We start from the raw sequence: 20,530 nt of genomic DNA on the forward strand, positions 1-20,530 counted from the left end.
GCAATCCTTGGACGGAGCAGGACACTATGTCCAGAATCAGCCGACGTAGCCTTTTGACAAGCGGTGCCGCCGCTGGTGTTTTGGCGGCGTCTGGCATGTCTGTTAACGCGGCGCCTCGCAGTGGTGGTGCGCTGAGTGTCGCGCTGGCAGGTGCAACGCCAAACGATTCTTGGGACGCACGCACGCATTCTGGTTTGTTTATGCAGGTCGCAGCGCATGGCGCCGTTTTTGATTGCCTCACTGAAATCGGACCCGATGGCGCTTTGCGTGGAGAGTTAGCCGAAAGCTGGGAAGCCAGTTCTGACGCCCGCGTCTGGACGGTCAACTTGCGTAAGGGTGTTGTATTTCACAATGGAAAGAAATTCGGCGCGCGGGATGTTGTTGAATCGTTGGCGCTGCATCGCGGTGTGTTGAACACTTCTCCAGCGGCACCGCTTTTGGCGCCCCTGGCAGAAATCAAGGTGATCACAGATCACCAGATACAGTTCATACTAGGGTCTTCAAACCCGGATTTCCCCTATCTGTTGGCTGACCATCACCTGATTATCTACCCATCTGGTATGATAGAATTGGCGATGGTACAGGGGATTGGCACCGGACTATATCAGGTTGAACATTTCGAACCCGGCAAACGCCTGTTAGCGCGTCGTGTTTCGGAGCACTACAAAGGTAACTCCTCAGGGTTCTTTGGTGAAATTACGCTTCTTAATGAAGCTGCGGCGAATGCACGAACCGAAATGCTCGAGACCGGGGTCGTCGACGTCATTTCGCAATTGTCTGCACATACGGCTCGGGAAAGCGTCGAAAACCGTAGGGTCAAGCTGCACCGTGCACAAGGCAATCAGTATATTAGCATGTCGCTGTCATCCGATATTCGGCCAGACCAAAAGAACGACTTGATGCGGGCGTTGAGGGTGGGAATTAACCGGCAGGGTTTGGTTGACGAAGTTTTGTTGGGCTACGGTCGAGTGGCGCAAGACACCCCAATTGGTCCTCAAAACCAATACTTTGCGCGTGACATTCAGTCGTCGACATATGACCCGGATCAGGCGCGCTTTTTCCTACGAAAGCATGGGCTTGATGAGATGAACACAGGCGCACTTTCTCTGCCAGTTCATGATCGCAACGCGCGAGCATTGAGCTCGCAAGGCGTCTGCACTAACGTTGAACTGGGACATTCCTCTGGTCGCATCATCGAGGATTGGGCGCTTTCGACTTTCGCGACCAAGGCCGGGGTTTGCGGGCTGGACAGCAGCGTTTCCACGTTGATTTCAGCCGCCCGCTCGGAAATGGATTCGTGGCGCCGACGTACTCTGTATCAGGATATCCAGGTTGTGATGCAAGAAACGGGACCGATGGCTATTCCTGTTTTTGCCGACCACCTATTTGCTTCTCGTCAAACCGTCATGCAGCCTTCGACGATTGGCAATATGCGTACCCTTGATAATGCGCGAATAGCAGAGCGCTGGTGGCATGCCTAACGGCTAGCCAAGTTGTCTCTTGCAGTTTCGATCAATGCAACGTATATCGCCAATCAACAGCGGCGTGTTGAGGGAAGCTTCAACGCTCCACCGAGAAAGATCGACGGGCCGCGTGCCCGTTTTTTTGTGCTTGGAGCACGTGAGATGAGTGACCTTATTGCCAAAGCGGCGATCGACCGCAAGCTGGCCGACATTGTTGCCCCTGTCATCGAAGACATGGGTTTTGAATTGGTGCGTCTGCGTCTGATGGGGGGTAAAACCCACACTTTGCAAATCATGGCCGAGCGTCCTGATGGTGGGATCGAAGTGGATGAATGCGCTGAAATCTCGAATGCGATCAGCGCAACTTTGGACGTAGAAGATCCATTGGTAGATAGCTATACGCTAGAAGTGGGCAGCCCGGGCATCGACCGGCCTTTGACTCGCCTCAAGGATTTTGACACGTATGAAGGCTATGACGCCAAGCTTGAAACAAGTGAGCTGATCGACGGACGCAAACGTTTCAAAGGCGTATTGGCGGGTGTTGAGGGTGATGAAGTGCTGATCAACATTGTCGATCAGGGCGAGACCGTAACGGTTGGATTGAATTTCGACTGGCTGGCCGAAGCCAAACTGGTCATGACCGACGAATTGGTCAAGGAAATGCTCAAGGCGCGAAAAGCCGCGGGCACACTGAACGAAGACGATTTTGACGAGATCGAGACTGAAAAGTCCGAGGAGGAATAGAAATGGCAATTACCTCTGCAAACCAGCTTGAACTGTTGCAAACAGCCGAAGCGGTTGCCCGCGAAAAGATGATCGACCCGTCTTTGGTCGTTGAAGCGATGGAAGAGTCGTTGGCGCGTGCTGCGAAATCCCGCTATGGCGCTGAGATGGATATTCGCGTGTCGATTGACCGCCGTACCGGTAAAGCTACGTTCACTCGAGTTCGCACAGTTGTCGAAGACGAAGAACTGGAAAATTATCAGTCCGAATTCACGGTCGAGCAGGCCAAACAATATATGGCTGATCCTGTTGTCGGTGATACCTTTGTCGAGGAGGTTCCGCCGGTAGAAATGGGCCGTATTGCGGCGCAGTCAGCCAAGCAAGTTATCCTTCAAAAGGTGCGCGAAGCAGAACGTGATCGCCAATTCGAAGAATTCAAGGATCGTGCGGGCACCATTATCAATGGTGTGGTCAAGCGTGAAGAATACGGCAACGTCATCGTCGATGTGGGTCGAGGCGAAGGTATCCTGCGCCGCAACGAGAAGATTGGCCGCGAAAGCTATCGTCCAAATGATCGCATCCGCTGCTTTATTAAGGATGTGCGCCGCGAAACCCGCGGACCGCAAATCTTTCTGAGCCGTACGGCACCTGAATTCATGGCGGAACTGTTTAAGATGGAGGTGCCTGAAATATATGATGGCATCATTGATATCAAAGCAGTTGCGCGCGATCCTGGTTCTCGCGCCAAGATTGCTGTGATTTCGTATGACGGATCGATTGACCCCGTTGGCGCCTGTGTTGGTATGCGCGGCAGCCGTGTTCAAGCCGTTGTGAATGAGCTTCAGGGTGAGAAAATCGACATTATCCCTTGGAACGAAGATCAGCCAACTTTCCTTGTGAACGCATTGCAGCCAGCAGAAGTGTCCAAAGTTGTTCTGGATGAAGAAGCTGGCAAAATCGAAGTTGTTGTTCCTGACGAACAACTGTCGCTGGCGATTGGTCGTCGTGGTCAGAACGTGCGACTCGCATCGCAGCTGACCGCGCTCGACATCGACATTATGACCGAGGCCGAGGAATCCGAGCGCCGCCAGAAAGAATTCGAAGTGCGCACAGCGCTCTTCATGGATACGCTCGATTTGGACGAGTTCTTTGCCCAGCTGCTGGTATCAGAAGGATTTACCAATCTGGAAGAGGTCGCCTATGTTGAGGTCGACGAGCTTTTGGTTATCGATGGTGTGGACGAGGATACTGCGAATGAATTGCAAGCTCGTGCCCGCGACTATATTGAAGCTCAGAATCGTGCAGCACTGGATGCGGCACGGGAATTGGGTGTCGAAGATAGCCTAGTTGCATTTGAGGGCCTTACACCTCAAATGATTGAAGCGTTGGCGAAAGACGGCGTTCTGAACCTAGAAGACTTCGCAACTTGTGCTGATTGGGAGCTGGCCGGCGGTTGGACAACCGTGGATGGCGAGCGAGTTAAGGATGATGGGCTTCTAGAACCCCATGGTATTTCATTGGAAGAAGCGCAAGACATGGTTATGACCGCGCGCATCGTATTGGGTTGGGTTGATCCGGCTGAGCTTGCCGCAGAAGAAGGTGCGGAAGACAGCGTAGAAACTAACAGTGAAGAGGAGGCCGAGGCCTGATTTCAGGCCTCGGGGGCTCGACATGGGGCGCGGTGGACGACCCAGCGACAGGGCGGATGGACCCGAACGCAAGTGTATCGCAACCGGCGAAATTTCGGCTTGCGATACTTTGGTGCGTTTTGTGGTTGGCCCGGAAAACCAAGTCGTGCCAGACGTGCTTGGGAAATTACCAGGACGTGGCATGTGGGTCAGCGCCGACCGCGATGCGATTACAAAGTCCGCGACTAAAGGCCTGTTTTCGCGTGCGTCCAAAACCAAAGTAACGGCCTCGCCTGATTTAGCGGATCAGGTCGAGAAACAGCTGAAACGACGGGTGATCGAATTGATCAGCCTGTCGCGAAAGTCAGGTCACGCTGTGACCGGATTCGAAAAAGTAAAAGATTGGTTGGTCAAAGAACAGGCGGAAATCCTGTTGCAGGCGGCCGATGGGTCCGAACGAGGAAAAAGCAAACTGCGCCCCCCTTTTGGCGGTTCCCACATTGACTGGCTTACGGCAGACGAATTGGGTTTGGCTTTTGGACGACAAACTGTGATACATGGGGCGCTTGCGTCTGGTGGACTCGCTCAACGTGTTGTACAGGAAGCTCAAAGATTAAAAGGCGTACGCGGAATTGCGGTGGCAGGGGCCACCGGGAAGGAAAAGACAGCTAGATGAGCGATAACGACGGTAAAAAAACCTTGGGTCTGCGCGGCGGAAACCGCCCTGGTAACGTGAAGCAAAGCTTCAGCCATGGGCGAACCAAGAATGTCGTGGTGGAAACCAAACGTAAACGCGTTGTGGTTCCCAAACCAGGTGCGGCTAAAACAGGTGTTTCTTCTGCAAAAGGCGGTGGGGACCCTGCTCGTCGCCCGGCTGGAATTTCCGATGCGGAAATGGAGCGTCGCCTGAAAGCTCTGCAAGCAGCTAAAGCGCGTGAGGCTGAAGAAGCGGCTCGCCGTGAGGCTGAAGAAAAGGCCCGTGCGGAAGATCGCGAGCGTCGTCGCCGCGAAGCGGAGGCCAAGGAGCGCGAACAGCGCGAAGCTGAGGAAAAAGCTCGCAAAAAGGCAGAAGATGAAGAGCGTAAGCGCGTTGAGGTTGAGGAAGCCGCGAAACGTGCTGCAGCTGAGGCTGCAGCCGCCGCAGCTCAGCCCAAATCCGAAGCGCCGGCACGTGTTCCTAGCAACAAACCCATGCCAGCAGCAGCGCCCCGCAAGCAGGAACGTGAGCAGCGGCAGAACCGTGGTAAGGGCCGGGATGACGGACGTCGTTCAGGCAAGCTGACGCTGAACCAAGCGCTTTCCGGAGAAGGTGGGCGTCAAAAATCGCTGGCAGCGATGAAGCGTAAACAGGAACGCGCTCGTCAAAAAGCGATGGGTGGCTCTGTTGAGCGGGAAAAGGTTATCCGCGACGTTCAGTTGCCTGAAGCGATTGTCGTTTCCGAGCTTGCTAACCGCATGGCAGAGCGCGTGGCTGATGTTGTAAAAGAACTCATGAAGATGGGTATGATGGTTACGCAAAACCAGTCGCTCGATGCTGACACTGCAGAACTCATCATTCAAGAGTTCGGACACAAGGTTGTACGCGTTTCCGACTCTGATGTTGAGGATGTTATCGCGGCGATTGAAGACAGCGAAGATGATCTAGTGTCCCGTCCTCCGGTAATCACGATCATGGGTCACGTTGACCACGGCAAGACATCACTACTTGACGCTATTCGAGATGCTAAGGTTGTGTCCGGAGAAGCCGGCGGCATTACTCAGCACATCGGCGCTTACCAGGTGACCACCGATGAAGGTGTGACGTTGAGTTTCTTGGATACACCAGGCCACGCGGCGTTTACGTCGATGCGCTCTCGTGGCGCTCAGGTGACTGATATTGTTGTACTTGTTGTGGCCGCAGACGATTCGGTGATGCCGCAAACGGTCGAGGCTATTAACCACGCCAAGGCAGCTGGTGTGCCGATGATCGTGGCGATCAATAAAATTGATCGCCCTGCAGCTGATCCAAACAAGGTGCGCGCGGAGCTTCTTCAGCATGAAGTGATCGTTGAGCAAATGTCGGGTGAAGTTCAGGACGTAGAGGTGTCTGCGATCACTGGTCAGGGCCTAGATGAGTTGCTGGAGGCGATCGCGCTTCAAGCTGAGATCCTGGAGCTTAATGCGAATCCAAAGCGCTCCGCTCAAGGTGCGGTGATTGAAGCCCAGCTTGATGTTGGTCGTGGTCCGGTTGCGACTGTCTTGGTTCAGAATGGAACGCTGCGCCAAGGTGATATCTTTGTTGTTGGTGAGCAGTTCGGTAAGGTCCGTGCGCTGATCAACGACAAGGGCGATCGCGTTAAGGAAGCAGGACCCTCGGTTCCGGTAGAGGTTCTTGGTCTCAACGGTACGCCAGAAGCGGGCGATGTGTTGAACGTCGTAGAAACTGAAGCGCAGGCCAGAGAGATTGCAGAGTACCGCGAGCAAGTCTCCAAAGATAAGCGCGCCGCAGCCGGTGCTGCGACTACGCTTGAACAGCTAATGGCAAAAGCTAAGGAAGACGAGAACGTCGCTGAAATGCCAATCTTAGTCAAAGCTGACGTTCAAGGCTCAACCGAAGCAATCGTTCAAGCCATGGAAAAGATCGGCAATAACGAAGTGCGCGTTCGCGTTCTTCACTCTGGCGTTGGTGCGATCACCGAAACAGATGTTGGGCTTGCCGAAGCAAGTGGTGCGCCGATTATGGGTTTCAACGTCCGAGCAAACGCGTCTGCTCGAAATACGGCAAACCAAAAGGGTGTCGAAATTCGTTATTACTCGGTCATTTATGATCTTGTAGATGACGTCAAAGCTGCTGCGTCGGGTCTTCTGTCTGCGGAAATCCGTGAAAACTTCATCGGCTACGCGGAAATCAAGGAAGTGTTCAAAGTTTCCGGCGTCGGAAAAGTAGCGGGATGTCTTGTAACTGAGGGTATTGCAAGACGTTCTGCGGGTGTTCGCCTGCTGCGTGACAACGTAGTTATTCATGAAGGTACACTCAAGACACTCAAACGTTTCAAGGATGAGGTTTCTGAAGTGCAGTCTGGTCAGGAATGCGGCATGGCATTTGAAAACTATGACGATGTTCGACCTGCAGACGTCATTGAGATCTTTGAGCGCGAAGAAGTGTCTAGAAGCTTAGACTAAATTGCTTAGTAGTGTATCCAAAATCAAACAGGGGTTGCTGAATGCAACCCCTGTTTTTACTTGATCTAAGAGCGAACACCTCTGGACATTAGGAAGCTGTCGCGGATATTGGCAAGCAAGCATAAACAGTATTGCCAACTCGAACAGATATTCGACCGCAAGGTAGCGATCGAACAAATGTCCCTTGGATAGAGACGCTGCTGCCCACTGTTATAGTCCTAAGCATGTCAAAACTCCCCAGTTGATTGACAGGTTAGATATAAGTTCGTTGTTACCTCTGTGAAACCGTATCGGACGTCACATTAACTTCACGTTAGCGTAACCCGCCAAACCAGAGAAGAATAAACTTTTCGCATTTTTAGAAAAAACTAAACACTAGTGCCAAAAAACTATGCAACTAGCTTAAACCCAGTCTCTAATCATGGGCAGCAAAGGCAAATCAGCAGGAGGCATATTGAAATCTCTGAGGTTTTCAGAATGCACCCAGCGGAGCGCCTGCCCCTCGTTGGACGTGGGAATGCCGTTCCATTTTCGACAAATGTAGACGGGCATCAACAGGTGAAAATCACTATAGCTGTGTGACGCAAAAGTAAGTGGAGCGAGACAACTTTCCCAGGTATCTATGCCCAGTTCTTCCTGGAGCTCCCGGATCAAAGCCCCCTCGGGAGTTTCTCCTGCCTCAACTTTCCCGCCTGGAAATTCCCACATTCCAGCCATCGATTTACCCTCTGGGCGCTGTGCCAACAGAATGCGACCGTCAGTGTCGACCAGGACAACTGCCGAAACAAGAACCGTCTTCATGAGCGATAATCCGCGTTAATAGTTATGTAACCGTGAGTCAGATCGCATGTCCAGACGGTCGCGTTGCCCTCTCCCAAACCGAGATCAACCGTAATCTTAAGCTCTTCCTGTAGCATATACTGCGCGCCCTTATCTTCCCGATATTCGGGAGAAATCCAGCCATTCTCGGCGACTAAATTTTCACCAAACCAAATGGACAACTTGTCCCGATCCGCGGCTGCTCCGCTTTTGCCAATCGCCATAACAACGCGACCCCAGTTTGGATCTTCGCCAGCTACTGCTGTTTTAACCAATGGCGAATTGGCGATTGCCATTGCATGGGTCTTTGCGTCCTTTGCATCCGCCGCACCCGTGACCCTCACTTCTAGAAACTTGGTAGCGCCCTCACCGTCTCTTACAACTTGATGAGCCAAATCCAGCATGACCTCATGCAGAACATTTTTGAATTGTCCGTTGTCACTTGTTACTCGAGCGCCTGATCGGCCGGTCGCCGCTACAAGTAATGTGTCTGACGTTGACGTATCACTGTCTACGGTAATGCAATTGAACGTTTTTTCGGTCAGTTCTGATACCATTTCCTGCAATGTGGCACGTTCAATTTCGGCATCTGTGAAAATATAGACAAGCATCGTCGCCATGTCCGGAGCGATCATCCCCGAACCCTTTGCGATACCGGCGATGTTCACAGAAACACCGTCAATGAGCACTGTTTGGCCAGAGCCCTTTGCATAAGTGTCAGTTGTCCGGATACCTTCTGCGGCATCATGAATGGACGTTTCCGACAACTGGGTCTTCAACTCTTCCAGTTTTGTTGTGATCTTCTCGTAAGGTAACGGTTCGCCAATAACCCCCGTCGAAGATGAAAACACCCTCTCAACTGGGAGTTGAAGGCATCTCGCAACCGCGTTTGTTGTGGCCTCAGTGGCTTGCATTCCGTTCTTCCCAGTAAACGCATTTGCATTACCCGCGTTTACGACAATGGCCGCGCCATCGGTGCTATCGCCGCTGATTTTGACCTGACAATCCAAAACAGGAGCCGCACGGGTTGACGATTTGGTGAAAGCGCCCGCCATCGTTGTGCCTGGTGCCAATCGTATGAGGGTCACATCCTTGCGACCCTCATATTTTATACCGGCCTCAATGGCCGCAAATTCAGCCCCAGCAACCCGTGGAAGATCGGGAAAGGATTTGGGCGCTAACGGAGAAATATGTAAAATATCGGCCATTGTCGTTCTCTAGCTTATTCGACGTCTAGCAAATCACTACGGGAAATCACAGATGGATCCACGCCTTCTGCGCCGGAACGATCAACTTCGGATTTCAGCGTCAGTTCGGTTACGTAGGCATCTACCACCTTGTTTTGTAACTCAGTTTGCAATTCTGCTCGCACGTCCTCAAGCGAGGGTGCGGCCTGATGACGTTTGTCGTTTAGAATGATCAAATGCCAGCCAAACTGCGTCTCAACCGGCTGCGAAATCTCTCCGACCGCCATTGAAGTGACCGCTGTTTCAAACGGTTGGACCATCTGACCAAGGCCAAACCAGCCAAGTGCGCCGCCAGAAGGGCCAGAAGGGCCGGTTGACTTGGCTTTGGCCATTTCGGAAAAATCACTGCCTGCATTCAGGGCTTCGCGAATGGAATTGGCTTCTTCTTCGGTTTCCACCAGGATGTGTGACGCGTTGAACTCGGGTGCCCCCTCAAAATTTCCATATTTTTCGTTATAGGCTGACTGCACATCGTCTTCGGTCGGCGCGTTTTCGGTCAACACGTGATCAATAACGTCTGCGGCCAGCAAGGTACGGCGCTCATTCACAAGTACCAGTTCAATGCGCTTAGGCACCGCGTCGCCAATAGATTGCGCCAAGGCAGTTTGTTGTATCAGTTGGTCCAGAATTCCGTTGAACAGCACATCTGCTGGCAGTGACTTGTACTGGTCCGGCAAAGCGTCGCGCACGGCAATCATTTCACCCAACGTGATGTCTTGACTGTTTACGCTAGCAACAACCGAATTGATGTCTGGCGTGTCTTGTGCTGCGGCAGGCATAGAGATCGCTGCGCAAAGCGCAGTTGCGCACAGGAATTTGAGCTGTTTTGACATCGTTTGGTCCTTGGCATAGGCCGCGCTGGCTGGCGGCGTTGACACTGTTCTTGACGCCCCTTACATCGCTGTGAGGTTAGGGCAAACTGTTTGGTTGTCTGTTTGTATGAGTAGTACATCAGGACAGCAAGCAACTGCTTCGCACATAAGTGTCAACGAAGGACGATGTTAAATGCTCGGAATGGGAAAAATTGCCAAAAAGGTCTTCGGAACGCCGAATGATCGCAAGGTAAAGGCGACGCGTCCGTTGGTGGCCAAGGTCAACGCGCTGGAGCCGGATTTCGAGAAACTCTCTGATGAAGAGATCATAGCAAAGACAAATGAATTGTCTGAGCGCGCGCAGGGTGGCGAGAGTCTGGACGATTTGTTGCCCGAAGCGTTTGCAAACTGTCGCGAAGCCGCTCGGCGTGCCTTGGGCTTGCGTGCTTTTGATGTGCAGCTGCTGGGCGGTATTTTTCTGCACCAGGGTAATATCTCGGAGATGAAAACTGGCGAAGGCAAAACGCTTGTTGCTACCTTCCCTGCGTACCTGAATGCCCTGATGGGCAAGGGTGTTCACGTCGTGACTGTGAACGATTACCTCGCCCGCCGTGACGCTGAATGGATGGGTAAGGTTTTCGGCGCGCTTGGCATGACGACCGGTGTTGTCTATCCGAACCAGCCAGATGGCGAAAAGCGCGAAGCCTATGCCTGTGACGTAACGTACGCCACAAACAACGAACTTGGCTTTGATTATCTACGCGATAACATGAAAAGCGATCTTCGTGAGATGTCTCAGCGCGATCATTTCTTTGCTATCGTGGATGAGGTTGACTCGATCCTGATCGACGAAGCACGGACGCCGCTGATTATCTCAGGACCGGCGCAAGATCGCTCTGATCTTTATGTAGCCATTGATAAGTTTATTCCTGAGCTGTCAGAAGGACACTATTCTGTCGATGAAAAAACCAAGAACGTCACCTTTACTGACGAAGGTAACGAGTTCTTGGAGGAGCATCTTTCGGCGCGCGGCCTGCTCCCCGAAGGACAGAGCCTTTACGATCCCGAGAGCACTACGCTTGTGCACCACGTAAACCAAGGCCTGCGTGCCCACAAACTGTTCACACGTGACAAAGACTACATCGTGCGGGATGGCGAAGTTGTGCTGATCGATGAGTTCACTGGTCGCATGATGGCAGGTCGTCGCCTATCTGAGGGCTTGCACCAAGCGATTGAAGCCAAAGAAGATTGCAACATCCGTCCGGAAAACGTGACGTTGGCTCAGGTGACGTTCCAGAACTACTTCCGTTTGTATGATAAACTGGCGGGTATGACAGGTACCGCTGTAACTGAGGCTGAGGAGTTCGCCCAGATTTACGGCCTTGGGGTTGTTGAAGTTCCAACAAATCGTCCAATTGCTCGGCAAGACGAAGACGACGCCGTCTATCGTACTGCGCGAGAAAAATATGAAGCGGTCGTTGAAACCATCAAAGAAGCCAGCGGTAAAGGTCAGCCAATTTTGGTGGGGACGACATCGATCGAGAAGTCGGAATTCCTGGCCGACTTGCTAACCAATGCAGGCGTTAAACACAGCGTTCTGAACGCTCGTCAACACGAGCAAGAAGCGCAGATTGTTGCCGATGCCGGTAAACTTGGCGCAGTCACAATTGCCACCAACATGGCTGGACGTGGTACGGACATCAAATTGGGTGGCAACGTCGAATTCAAAGTTCTGGAGGCGATTGCAAACAATCCTGAGGGGGATCACGAAGCGATCCGCAAGGAGATTGAGCAAGCTCATAATTCTGACGAAGAAGCTGTGAAGGCGGCCGGTGGATTGTTTGTTCTGGCGACGGAACGTCATGAAAGTCGTCGCATCGACAACCAGCTTCGTGGCCGCTCGGGCCGTCAAGGGGATCCCGGACGTTCAGCGTTTTTCCTAAGCCTTGAAGACGACCTGATGCGCATTTTTGGTTCTGAGAGGTTGGACAAAGTTCTTTCTACGCTTGGCATGAAAGAAGGCGAAGCGATTGTGCACCCTTGGGTCAACAAGTCGCTAGAACGGGCTCAGGCCAAGGTCGAAGGCCGAAACTTCGACATTCGTAAGCAGCTTCTAAAATTCGACGACGTGATGAATGATCAGCGCAAGGTGATCTTTAGCCAGCGTCGCGAAATCATGGAAGCCGAAGACCTTTCTGAAATCGCCCAGGACATGCGTCATGACGTGATCTCGGATTTGATCGAGCAGTACATGCCACCGAAATCCTATGCCGATCAGTGGGACACCGAAGGCTTGTATGCGGCGTGCATCGAAAAACTGAGCCTGGACGTGCCTGTGATTGAATGGGCGAATGAAGAAGGTGTCGATGACGACGACATTCGTGAGCGTTTGGAAAAAGAAGGCGATGAAGCAATGGCTAAGAAAGCTGTGGCATTCGGGCCGGAATCTATGCGGATGATCGAAAAGCAAATCCTGCTACAGACAATCGACAGCAAATGGCGCGAGCACCTTCTGACGCTTGAACACCTTCGCTCTGTTGTTGGTTTCCGCGGGTATGCACAACGTGATCCGTTGAACGAATACAAGAATGAGTCGTTCCAGTTGTTTGAATCTATGCTTGATGGTTTGCGTGAGGAGGTGACGACAACCTTGTCCCGTGTACGACCAATGTCAGAAGAAGAACAAAAACAAATGGCAATGGAAATGGCCGCGCAGCAGCAGCAACTGCAGCAGGCTGCTCAAACATCTGCGGAACCGTCGGTGGTTTCCAATCCTGAGAACGCCAAAGATGGTTTTGACGAAAACGACACAATAACCTGGGGAAATCCGGGGCGCAACGAGCCTTGTCCTTGTGGATCCGGTAAGAAGTTCAAACATTGCCATGGTCGGCTAGCCTGACCGAATTCAGTCAGACAATGATCAAAAGGGCGCCTTATGGGTGCCCTTTTTTATTGCGAAAACCGCTGCGTGGGGAAGGAGAGGAATGGAGCGCAAAATGTCGAAAATGAAAAATGTATATCGTAGGTATGCACTAGCTGGTGCAACCTTTTCGATCGCCATTTCCATAGGGTTTTTCATGCAGTCAAGTGAGGCAAGCCAAGCCCCTGCTGTTTCAGCCCGACACAGTGCAGCCATTTCTGACCACATTGAAGAAACCAGCCTGTCTACGGGTTTGACGCAACCACAATCGAAAGCAGCCAAGTCATTGCCCCCCATGCCAGAGGATGCGACATTGCAGGCAGAGCTACCCAAAGAACCGCTCGTCCTTATCGTTTCAAAGGATGTTCCGGTAGGCATGTTGCCTCAAGAGGAGCACTCTCCTGCTCTTGGGTGTGATGTGTTGCTCGATGCCAAGACCGCAGCGGCAGCGATGTTGGAGGTATACCTTACGGCACCATGCCAAGCTGGTGAACGCGTAACGTTTGAGCACAAAGGCTTGCGGTTTACCGAAATAGTGGGTGCTGAAGGGTACTTGCAGGTTCTTGTTCCCGCCTTGTCAGAGGAGGTCGATGTGGTTGCCACATTTGCGAACGGCGACCATGCTGTTACCTCGCTATCTGTCGACAGCGCTGTGCTGTATGAGCGAGCAGTTCTGCAGGGTAGCGGCATTGAGGGGCTTCAACTCCACGCGCTCGAATTCGGCGCGAGTTATGGAACTTCCGGGCATGTTTCGGCAGATACTCCAAGAGAACTTACAGCAGTCATTGATGGAAAAGGCGGATTCCTGATACAGTTGGGCGATCCCGGAATTCCAAATGCGAACACAGCGGAAGTTTATACATTTCCTTCTGGGAGCTTGCCACAACAAGCGAGTATACGAGTGACGGTTGAGGCCGAAATCTCGGAAACAAATTGTGGTCAGCACGTTTCGGGCCAGTCCATTGAGATGATTGAGGGCAAGATCAAAGAAGTTCATGAGTATTCGCTGCACATGCCTGATTGTGACGCGATAGGTGAATTTCTGGTGTTGAAAAACCTGTTGCAAGACCTGACAATCGCCCAGAATTGATCAACAAGGTCAGGGCCCAAAATGTTTCAGTTTCGTGCGGCGGTTTGCGCCGCACTTTTCCTCTTTTCTTCGGTATTTTCCGCGCTCGCTCAAGATGTGACGCTCACATCGCGAGATGGATCGGTTGAGATCTCCGGAACGCTTTTGGGCTTTGATGGAGAGCTCTATCGAGTTGAAACGATTTATGGCGAGTTGACAGTAGACGGCACTGGAGTGTTGTGCGAGGGGCCAGGTTGTCCGAACCTGATCAACTATGTTGCTGATATTTCGATTTCCGGATCTGCGACAATGGCGGAAATCTTGATGCCCGCCTTGTTGGAGGCTTTTGCGCTTCGCGAAGGATACTCTGTCGAGCGATTCAGGGAAAACCCGATGCGCTTCGAATACCACCTGATAGACGCGGAAACTGAAGCAAAAGTGGCCAAGTTTCGGTTCCACGCCAGCAATGCAGACGAAGGTTTTGCGGATCTATTGGCGAACGAGGCTGACATTGCCATGTCCTTGCGTGAAATCCGACCACGTGAATCTCAACTGGGTTATGAAGCCGGCCTAGGTGACATGAGCGAGACAAACCGCAGCCGTGTACTGGCGCTAGATGGAATGGTGCCAATTGTTGCCGTAGATAACCCAGTTTTGTCGATTTCGCCGTTACAGTTGGCGAACGTCTTTTCTGGAAATATTACAAATTGGCAAGACCTTGGCGGGCCAAATGCGCCAATCACACTTCATATGATGGAGGCTCAATCCGGACTGGCTCAAGCGGTTGAAGATCAGCTGATGCAGCGAGCCCAGCTGACATTTTCGTTAGATATTGTTCGGCACAGCAGGAATCTCGCGCTGGTTTCTGCAATTGAAAGAGACCCGTTTTCTATAGGGATTGCAAGTTTTGCGGAGACAGGTTCGGCTCGTGGGTTGACGTTGACGGGCAGTTGCGGGTTTTCGCTGTCGGCATCTCGTAGAACCATCAAGACTGAGGATTATCCGCTTAATGCACCCATGTTCCTGTACTTTCCTGCGAGACGGTTACCCAAATTGGCGAGAGATTTTTTGACCTATACGCGCAGCCCTTCTGCGCAACTTGTGATCCGGCGGGCGGGTTTTGTGGATCAGACCGCAGAGGAAATCCCGGCAAATATTCAAGGTGATCGCTTTGTGAATGCGATTTCTGTCGCTGGTCCCGAGATCGAACTGGAACAACTGCAAGCCATGACGAAATCGCTGGCTGGGATGAAACGACTGACAACATCATTCCGATTTCAAGCGGGATCAACACGTCTGGACGCCCAGTCTCGTTCCAACGTTCAACAATTGTCGCGGGCTTTGGAAGCTGGGTATTATGACACGCGGCGCCTTGTTTTTGTTGGATTTTCCGATGGAGCGGGGCCGGCTGCGGCTAACCGGGAAATTGCGATGAAACGAGCAGTGGCGGTTAGGGATGCCGTTTTGGATGCCGCCGAAACGGCGAATCTGGACCGGTTGAAGATCGACGTCCAAGCTTATGGCGAGGCGATGCCGATGGCGTGTGATGACAGTGCCTGGGGCCGGCAAGTAAATCGACGCGTGGAGATCTGGGTACAGTAACTTACAAATAACCCTCTGATCGAAAACTGAGTTCCTGGGATTTTCCGATAATAATGTGATCGTGCAAAGTAATCCCTAACGCGTCGAGCGCGCGGTGAATTTGTTCGGTCATGGTAATATCGGAGTCAGAAGGTGTTGGATCGCCAGACGGGTGATTATGCACTAATATCAAAGCGCTAGCGTTCAATTCTAAAGCCCTTTTTGCCACTTCTCGAGGGTAGACCGGAACATGGTTAACAGTTCCCGTGGCTTGCTCTTCGTCAGCAATCAAAGTGTTCTTGGTATCGAGGTATAAAACGCGGAATTGTTCGGTGTCGCGATGCGCCATTGTGGTGTGGCAATAGTCGAGCAATGCATCCCAGCTGGATAAAACGCGTCGCTGCATAATTTTGGATCTCGCGAGACGATGCGCAGCCGCCTCGACGATTTTAAGTTCGGTAATCACGGCGTTTCCGACACCGCTAACCTGTTTCAGGCGTGCCCGTGGCGCGGACAACGTGCCGTTGAAATCACCAAATGTTTCCAACAGCTTATGGGCAATGGGTTTAACATCTTGTCGCGGAATTGCACGGAATAGAACGAGCTCAAGCAGCTCGTAATCCGGCATTGCATCCGCGCCACCGGACACAAATCGCGCGCGCAAACGCTTGCGGTGATCAGCAATATATGACGGCAGCTTTCCGTTCGCCAAGGGGCGCAGCGTGACCTCTTCTTTGTCAAAGAGGGGCAGCGGCATCTCTGAAAATGAGTGGCGATCCGACATGCAAGAGTCCTGCCAGAATATGGTGAATATTCTGTTAATCTGAAAAGAGTTAACGCCGCTTTGGAACGTCGGTGTTACGTCGGTATCGCGTCGGTGCGGAATTCAAATTGGGGCCGAAGTTTAACCTTTGGCATTTGGGGTTGTGAGTGCGGCATATTGGTGGGAAGCTTGCCCTCAAACCGCCATCGCGACTTTCACATTTTCGGAAATGGACATTCTTATGCGTACGACCCTTTTGACGATGATCGCTGCCGTGTCGCTGGCATTGCCAGCAACAGCCCAAACGTTGGACCGGATCAAGGAAACGGGACAATTGAACCTAGGCTACCGGTTGGACGCCAAGCCGATGTCCTATGCGCTCGAAACGGGCGAACCAGCTGGCTACACGCCGCTGGTATGTGTGCGCGTGGCACAGGCGATTACCAATCATCTTAAGCTGGACGATTTGCAGGTGCAGTTTGTGCCCGTGGACTCCACGGATCGTTTTGAGAAAGTCGTAAACGGCGAAGTGGATCTGCATTGCGGCGCTGCAACGATCACGATGGAACGACGAGCAATGGTGGATTTTTCGGTTCCAGTCTTTATCGATGGCACGTCATTGATACTGCGCAAGGATGCAGGTGAACAGTTTTCCGATCTGGCAGGAAAGAAGCTAGGTGTACGCCGAGCGACGACCACCGAAAACGCACTGGTTAATTCACTGACCGGAGCTGCCGTCGTTGCCGAAGTGGTGCGGTTTGCAGACCATGAAGCAGGTATGGCAGCGATGGAATCTGGAGAGATTGACGCTTATTTTGCCGATCAGTCGATCCTTGTGGGCCTATATGCAAGCAGCCCGGAGCGCGATCAGTTCAAGATGTCCACAGATATCCTGACCGTAGAAAAACAGGGTATTGTGATGGCGCGTGGCGATAGCGAATTGCGTGACGTGGTAGATAAGGCCGTCTCGCAAATGTATGCAAATGGACAAATGCAGAGCATTCTAAAAGAAGCGATCCCGAGTTTGACACCGGGTATTGCGTTGCAGGCATTGTATATGGTGGCACCGATCTTGGATTGAATGTGCGTTCGTTTGGCAGCCCAGTGGGCGGCCTGACGTGTTGAAAGGAAAAAGCGCGCCGGTTTGGGCGCGCTTTTTGTATTTTTGGCTTAAGTGTTAATCGATGCTCAGCCCTTCATCGAATCCCAGAAGTTCTTGACCGATTTGAAGAAACTGCTGCTTTCAGGGTTGTTATCGGAAGAAAGATCCTCGAATTCGCGCAAGAGTTCCTTTTGACGTGATGTCAAGTTTACAGGAGTTTCAACCGAGAGCTCGATCATCATGTCTCCTGAGCCACCACCACGCAGGGCCGGCATACCCTTGCCGCGCAAACGCATTTGGCGACCTGATTGCGAACCGGATGGGATTTTCACCCGGCTGCGGCCGCCATCTATAGTGGGCACCTCAATGTCACCGCCCAATGCAGCACTGGTCATAGACACTGGAATACGGCAGTAAAGGTTTGGGCCTTCACGCTCGAAAATGCGGTGCTGGGAGACCTCGATAAATATATAGAGGTCGCCGGTAGGACCGCCGCGCATGCCCGCTTCGCCTTCGCCTGCGAGGCGGATACGCGTGCCAGTTTCCACACCTGCGGGAATGTTCACGGAAAGAGAACGGTCTTTTTCGACGCGCCCCTGACCGGAACAACCGTCACACGGGTTCTTTATGATCTGGCCGAGACCGGAACAGGTGGGGCAGGTGCGTTCAACGGTGAAAAACCCCTGTTGTGCGCGCACTTTACCCATGCCGGAACAGGTGGGGCAAGTGGTTGGCTCTGCGCCGCCCTCTGCGCCGGAACCAGTGCATTTTTCACATTGTACCGACGTTGGCACATTGATTGTTTTTTGCATGCCGGAAAAAGCATCTTCCAGCGTTACCCGCAGGTTATAGCGCAGGTCGGCGCCGCGTGCGGCACGTTGGCGACCACCGCCGCCGCGTCCGCCCATGAAGTCACCAAACAGGTCGTCAAACACGTCTGAAAAGGCCGACGCAAAGTCACCCTGACCGGGATGGCCACCGCGTTGCCCGCCGCCCATGCCGCCCTCGAACGCCTGATGGCCAAAGCGGTCGTAAGCCGCCTTTTTCTCGGCATCCTTGAGGATTTCATAAGCTTCGTTGGCCTCTTTGAATTGGCCTTCGGCGGCGGGATTGTCGGCGTTGCGGTCGGGGTGCAGTTCCTTGGCCTTTTTGCGATAGGCCTTTTTGATCTCGTCCGCGGAAGCCCCTTTGCTGACGCCAAGCACCTCGTAGAAGTCACGTTTTGCCATGGGTTACTCCTTTGGCACGGAATGAAAAGGGCCGATCCGGCAACCGGACCGGCCCACATTTCAGTTCCGATGGTGCGCCATTAGCGCTTGTCGCCGTCCAGGTCTTCGAAGTCGGCGTCGACGATGTCGTCATCTGCCGGACCCGCGTCGGCGGCGGAGGGCTCTTCACCAGCCTCTTCCTGGCTAGCTTTGTAGATCGCTTCGCCCAGCTTCATGGCCGCTTCGGTCACGTTCTGGATACCTGATTTGATCTTCTCTGCTGCAGCGTCCTCTTTCTCGAGATCGTCTTTCAGAGCCGCGATGGCCAGTTCGATGGCTTCCACGGTTGTTGGATCGACCTTGTCGGAGTGCTCTTCCACGGATTTTTCGGTCGAGTGGATCAGCGATTCTGCCTGGTTTCGCGCTTCGATCAGCTCGCGGCGTTCCTTGTCCGCCTCAGCATTTTCTTCTGCGTCCTTGACCATCTTTTCGATGTCGTCATCCGACAGGCCACCCGACGCCTGAATCGTAATCTTCTGCTCTTTTCCGGTGCCTTTGTCCAAAGCGCCGACCGACACGATACCGTTGGCGTCAATGTCAAAGGTCACCTCGATCTGAGGCATGCCACGTGGGGCTGGCGGGATATCTTCGAGATTGAACTGGCCGAGGATCTTGTTGTCGGCAGCCATCTCGCGTTCACCCTGGAAGCAGCGAATGGTCACTGCATTCTGGTTGTCTTCGGCGGTCGAGAAGATTTGCGACTTCTTGGTCGGGATCGTCGTGTTGCGGTCGATCAGACGGGTGAACACACCACCCAGCGTTTCGATGCCGAGCGACAGAGGTGTCACGTCGAGCAGAACCACGTCTTTGACGTCGCCCTGCAGAACACCGGCCTGAATCGCGGCACCCATCGCAACCACTTCGTCAGGGTTCACACCCTTGTGGGGCTCTTTGCCGAAGAACTTGGTCACTTCTTCGATGACGCGCGGCATACGGGTCATACCACCGACGAGAACAACTTCGTCGATCTCGCTTGCAGACATGCCCGCGTCTTTGAGAGCGGCCTGACATGGCTTGATCGATGCTTTGATCAGGTCACCAACCAGCGATTCCAGCTTGGCTCGGGTCATTTTGATGACCATGTGCAGCGGCGTACCCGAGGACGGGTCCATCGAGATAAACGGCTGGTTGATTTCGGTCTGTGACGAGGAGGACAGTTCGATCTTGGCTTTTTCAGCAGCTTCCTTGAGGCGCTGGAGAGCCATTTTGTCTTTGGTCAGATCGACGTTGTGCTCTTTTTTGAACTGATCAGCCAAGTAGTTGACGATGCGCATGTCAAAGTCTTCGCCACCTAGGAAGGTGTCGCCGTTGGTCGATTTTACTTCGAACAGGCCATCGTCGATTTCGAGGATGGTCACATCGAACGTACCGCCGCCAAGGTCATAAACGGCGATGGTGTGGGTTTCTTCTTTGTCCAGACCATAAGCCAGAGCGGCTGCAGTTGGTTCGTTGATGATGCGCAGCACTTCGAGACCGGCGATTTTGCCAGCGTCTTTGGTGGCCTGACGCTGTGCGTCGTTGAAGTAAGCAGGCACGGTGATGACAGCTTGGGTCACGTCCTCGCCAAGATAGCTCTCGGCGGTTTCTTTCATCTTGCCGAGGATGAAGGCAGAGATTTGTGACGGGCTGTATTTTTCGGACTTGGCTTCGACCCATGCATCGCCATTGCCGCCGTTCATGACATTGAACGGCATGTTCTTAAGGTCCTTGGCCAGATCTGCGTCGTCAAAACGACGGCCGATCAGACGCTTGACGCCAAAAACGGTGTTTTCTGGGTTGGTGACGGCCTGGCGTTTTGCTGGCTGGCCTACGAGGCGCTCGTCATCTGTGAAAGCGACTATGGACGGGGTGGTGCGTGCACCTTCCGCGTTTTCGATCACTTTGGGCTGAGAACCATCCATGATGGCCACACAGGAGTTGGTTGTACCGAGGTCGATACCGATAACTTTACTCATTTTCGATCCCTTCTAACT

15 protein-coding genes are annotated in these 20,530 nt (G+C 52.9%); 9 read left to right on the top strand and 6 right to left on the bottom strand.

The window, feature by feature from the left end; all coding sequences use genetic code 11:
* Positions 1–26: 26 nt before the first annotated feature.
* The 5 genes from CLV88_RS17000 to infB all read left to right on the top strand — a co-directional run bounded on the left by CLV88_RS17000 (position 27) and on the right by infB (position 6,976).
* Positions 27–1,481 carry an ABC transporter substrate-binding protein gene (locus tag CLV88_RS17000; RefSeq protein WP_106609610.1) on the top strand — a complete coding sequence of 485 codons (1,455 nt, stop codon included), beginning with the start codon at positions 27–29 and terminating at the stop codon, positions 1,479–1,481.
* Positions 1,482–1,625: 144 nt separating this feature from the next.
* A complete protein-coding gene (gene rimP / locus CLV88_RS17005; RefSeq protein ID WP_106609659.1) occupies positions 1,626–2,207 on the top strand; it encodes a ribosome maturation factor RimP in 582 nt (193 codons plus the stop codon).
* Positions 2,208–2,209: 2 nt separating this feature from the next.
* Complete coding sequence (gene nusA / locus CLV88_RS17010; protein WP_106609611.1) at positions 2,210–3,835, top strand: transcription termination factor NusA; 1,626 nt, start codon at positions 2,210–2,212, stop codon at positions 3,833–3,835.
* A 22-nt stretch (positions 3,836–3,857) separates the two neighbouring features.
* A complete protein-coding gene (locus CLV88_RS17015) occupies positions 3,858–4,490 on the top strand; it encodes an RNA-binding protein (protein ID WP_106609612.1) in 633 nt (210 codons plus the stop codon).
* A complete protein-coding gene (gene infB / locus CLV88_RS17020; RefSeq protein WP_106609613.1) occupies positions 4,487–6,976 on the top strand; it encodes a translation initiation factor IF-2 in 2,490 nt (829 codons plus the stop codon). Before CLV88_RS17015 ends, infB begins: the two co-directional genes overlap by 4 nt.
* A 402-nt stretch (positions 6,977–7,378) precedes the next feature.
* On the opposite strand, the gene mutT is transcribed toward infB, so the two are convergent.
* Genes mutT through CLV88_RS17035 form a run of 3 tightly spaced genes read right to left on the bottom strand, consistent with a single transcriptional unit; the run spans position 7,379 to position 9,875 of the window.
* Entirely contained in the window at positions 7,379–7,777 is a 399-nt protein-coding gene (mutT, locus tag CLV88_RS17025; protein WP_106609614.1) for an 8-oxo-dGTP diphosphatase MutT, read from the bottom strand.
* Complete coding sequence (gene argJ, locus CLV88_RS17030) at positions 7,774–9,003, bottom strand: bifunctional glutamate N-acetyltransferase/amino-acid acetyltransferase ArgJ (RefSeq protein ID WP_106609615.1); 1,230 nt, start codon at positions 9,001–9,003, stop codon at positions 7,774–7,776. The genes mutT and argJ overlap by 4 nt, the downstream gene beginning before the upstream one ends.
* 14 nt (positions 9,004–9,017) lie before the next feature.
* Entirely contained in the window at positions 9,018–9,875 is an 858-nt protein-coding gene (locus CLV88_RS17035) for a peptidylprolyl isomerase (protein ID WP_106609660.1), read from the bottom strand.
* 172 nt (positions 9,876–10,047) lie between these two features.
* On the opposite strand from CLV88_RS17035, the gene secA reads away from it, so the two are divergent.
* The 3 genes from secA to CLV88_RS17050 all read left to right on the top strand — a co-directional run bounded on the left by secA (position 10,048) and on the right by CLV88_RS17050 (position 15,445).
* Entirely contained in the window at positions 10,048–12,753 is a 2,706-nt protein-coding gene (gene secA, locus CLV88_RS17040) for a preprotein translocase subunit SecA (protein ID WP_106609616.1), read from the top strand.
* Positions 12,754–12,838: 85 nt separating this feature from the next.
* Entirely contained in the window at positions 12,839–13,864 is a 1,026-nt protein-coding gene (locus CLV88_RS17045; RefSeq protein ID WP_106609617.1) for a hypothetical protein, read from the top strand.
* Positions 13,865–13,885: 21 nt separating this feature from the next.
* Positions 13,886–15,445, top strand: a complete 1,560-nt coding sequence (locus CLV88_RS17050) for a phosphate ABC transporter substrate-binding/OmpA family protein (RefSeq protein WP_106609618.1) — start codon at positions 13,886–13,888, stop codon at positions 15,443–15,445.
* Between the two features lies 1 nt (position 15,446).
* On the opposite strand, the gene radC is transcribed toward CLV88_RS17050, so the two are convergent.
* On the bottom strand, positions 15,447–16,208 hold the full coding sequence (gene radC, locus CLV88_RS17055) for a RadC family protein (protein ID WP_106609619.1): 762 nt from the start codon (positions 16,206–16,208) through the stop codon (positions 15,447–15,449).
* A 220-nt stretch (positions 16,209–16,428) separates the two neighbouring features.
* Here radC and CLV88_RS17060 point away from each other — a divergent pair, with 220 nt between their 5' ends.
* Positions 16,429–17,268 carry an amino acid ABC transporter substrate-binding protein gene (locus tag CLV88_RS17060; RefSeq protein WP_106609661.1) on the top strand — a complete coding sequence of 280 codons (840 nt, stop codon included), beginning with the start codon at positions 16,429–16,431 and terminating at the stop codon, positions 17,266–17,268.
* Between the two features lie 107 nt (positions 17,269–17,375).
* Here the strand turns inward: CLV88_RS17060 and dnaJ are convergent, their stop codons facing one another.
* Both dnaJ and dnaK read right to left on the bottom strand, forming a co-directional pair.
* Positions 17,376–18,518 carry a molecular chaperone DnaJ gene (gene dnaJ, locus CLV88_RS17065; protein ID WP_106609620.1) on the bottom strand — a complete coding sequence of 381 codons (1,143 nt, stop codon included), beginning with the start codon at positions 18,516–18,518 and terminating at the stop codon, positions 17,376–17,378.
* An 80-nt stretch (positions 18,519–18,598) separates the two neighbouring features.
* Positions 18,599–20,512 (bottom strand): molecular chaperone DnaK, encoded by a 1,914-nt coding sequence (gene dnaK, locus CLV88_RS17070; protein ID WP_106609621.1) that lies wholly within the window; start codon positions 20,510–20,512, stop codon positions 18,599–18,601.
* Between the last annotated feature and the right edge of the window lie 18 nt (positions 20,513–20,530).

The organism is Shimia abyssi, assembly GCF_003014475.1.
Taxonomy (GTDB): Bacteria; Pseudomonadota; Alphaproteobacteria; order Rhodobacterales; family Rhodobacteraceae; genus Shimia; species Shimia abyssi.

Coding starts and splice junctions, on each gene's coding strand:
- CLV88_RS17000 (WP_106609610.1), top strand. CDS start 27: ATGTCCAGAATCAGCCGACGTAGCCTTTTGACAAGCGGTGCCGCCGCT.
- rimP (WP_106609659.1), top strand. CDS start 1,626: ATGAGTGACCTTATTGCCAAAGCGGCGATCGACCGCAAGCTGGCCGAC.
- nusA (WP_106609611.1), top strand. CDS start 2,210: ATGGCAATTACCTCTGCAAACCAGCTTGAACTGTTGCAAACAGCCGAA.
- CLV88_RS17015 (WP_106609612.1), top strand. CDS start 3,858: ATGGGGCGCGGTGGACGACCCAGCGACAGGGCGGATGGACCCGAACGC.
- infB (WP_106609613.1), top strand. CDS start 4,487: ATGAGCGATAACGACGGTAAAAAAACCTTGGGTCTGCGCGGCGGAAAC.
- mutT (WP_106609614.1), bottom strand. CDS start 7,777: ATGAAGACGGTTCTTGTTTCGGCAGTTGTCCTGGTCGACACTGACGGT.
- argJ (WP_106609615.1), bottom strand. CDS start 9,003: ATGGCCGATATTTTACATATTTCTCCGTTAGCGCCCAAATCCTTTCCC.
- CLV88_RS17035 (WP_106609660.1), bottom strand. CDS start 9,875: ATGTCAAAACAGCTCAAATTCCTGTGCGCAACTGCGCTTTGCGCAGCG.
- secA (WP_106609616.1), top strand. CDS start 10,048: ATGCTCGGAATGGGAAAAATTGCCAAAAAGGTCTTCGGAACGCCGAAT.
- CLV88_RS17045 (WP_106609617.1), top strand. CDS start 12,839: ATGGAGCGCAAAATGTCGAAAATGAAAAATGTATATCGTAGGTATGCA.
- CLV88_RS17050 (WP_106609618.1), top strand. CDS start 13,886: ATGTTTCAGTTTCGTGCGGCGGTTTGCGCCGCACTTTTCCTCTTTTCT.
- radC (WP_106609619.1), bottom strand. CDS start 16,208: ATGTCGGATCGCCACTCATTTTCAGAGATGCCGCTGCCCCTCTTTGAC.
- CLV88_RS17060 (WP_106609661.1), top strand. CDS start 16,429: ATGCGTACGACCCTTTTGACGATGATCGCTGCCGTGTCGCTGGCATTG.
- dnaJ (WP_106609620.1), bottom strand. CDS start 18,518: ATGGCAAAACGTGACTTCTACGAGGTGCTTGGCGTCAGCAAAGGGGCT.
- dnaK (WP_106609621.1), bottom strand. CDS start 20,512: ATGAGTAAAGTTATCGGTATCGACCTCGGTACAACCAACTCCTGTGTG.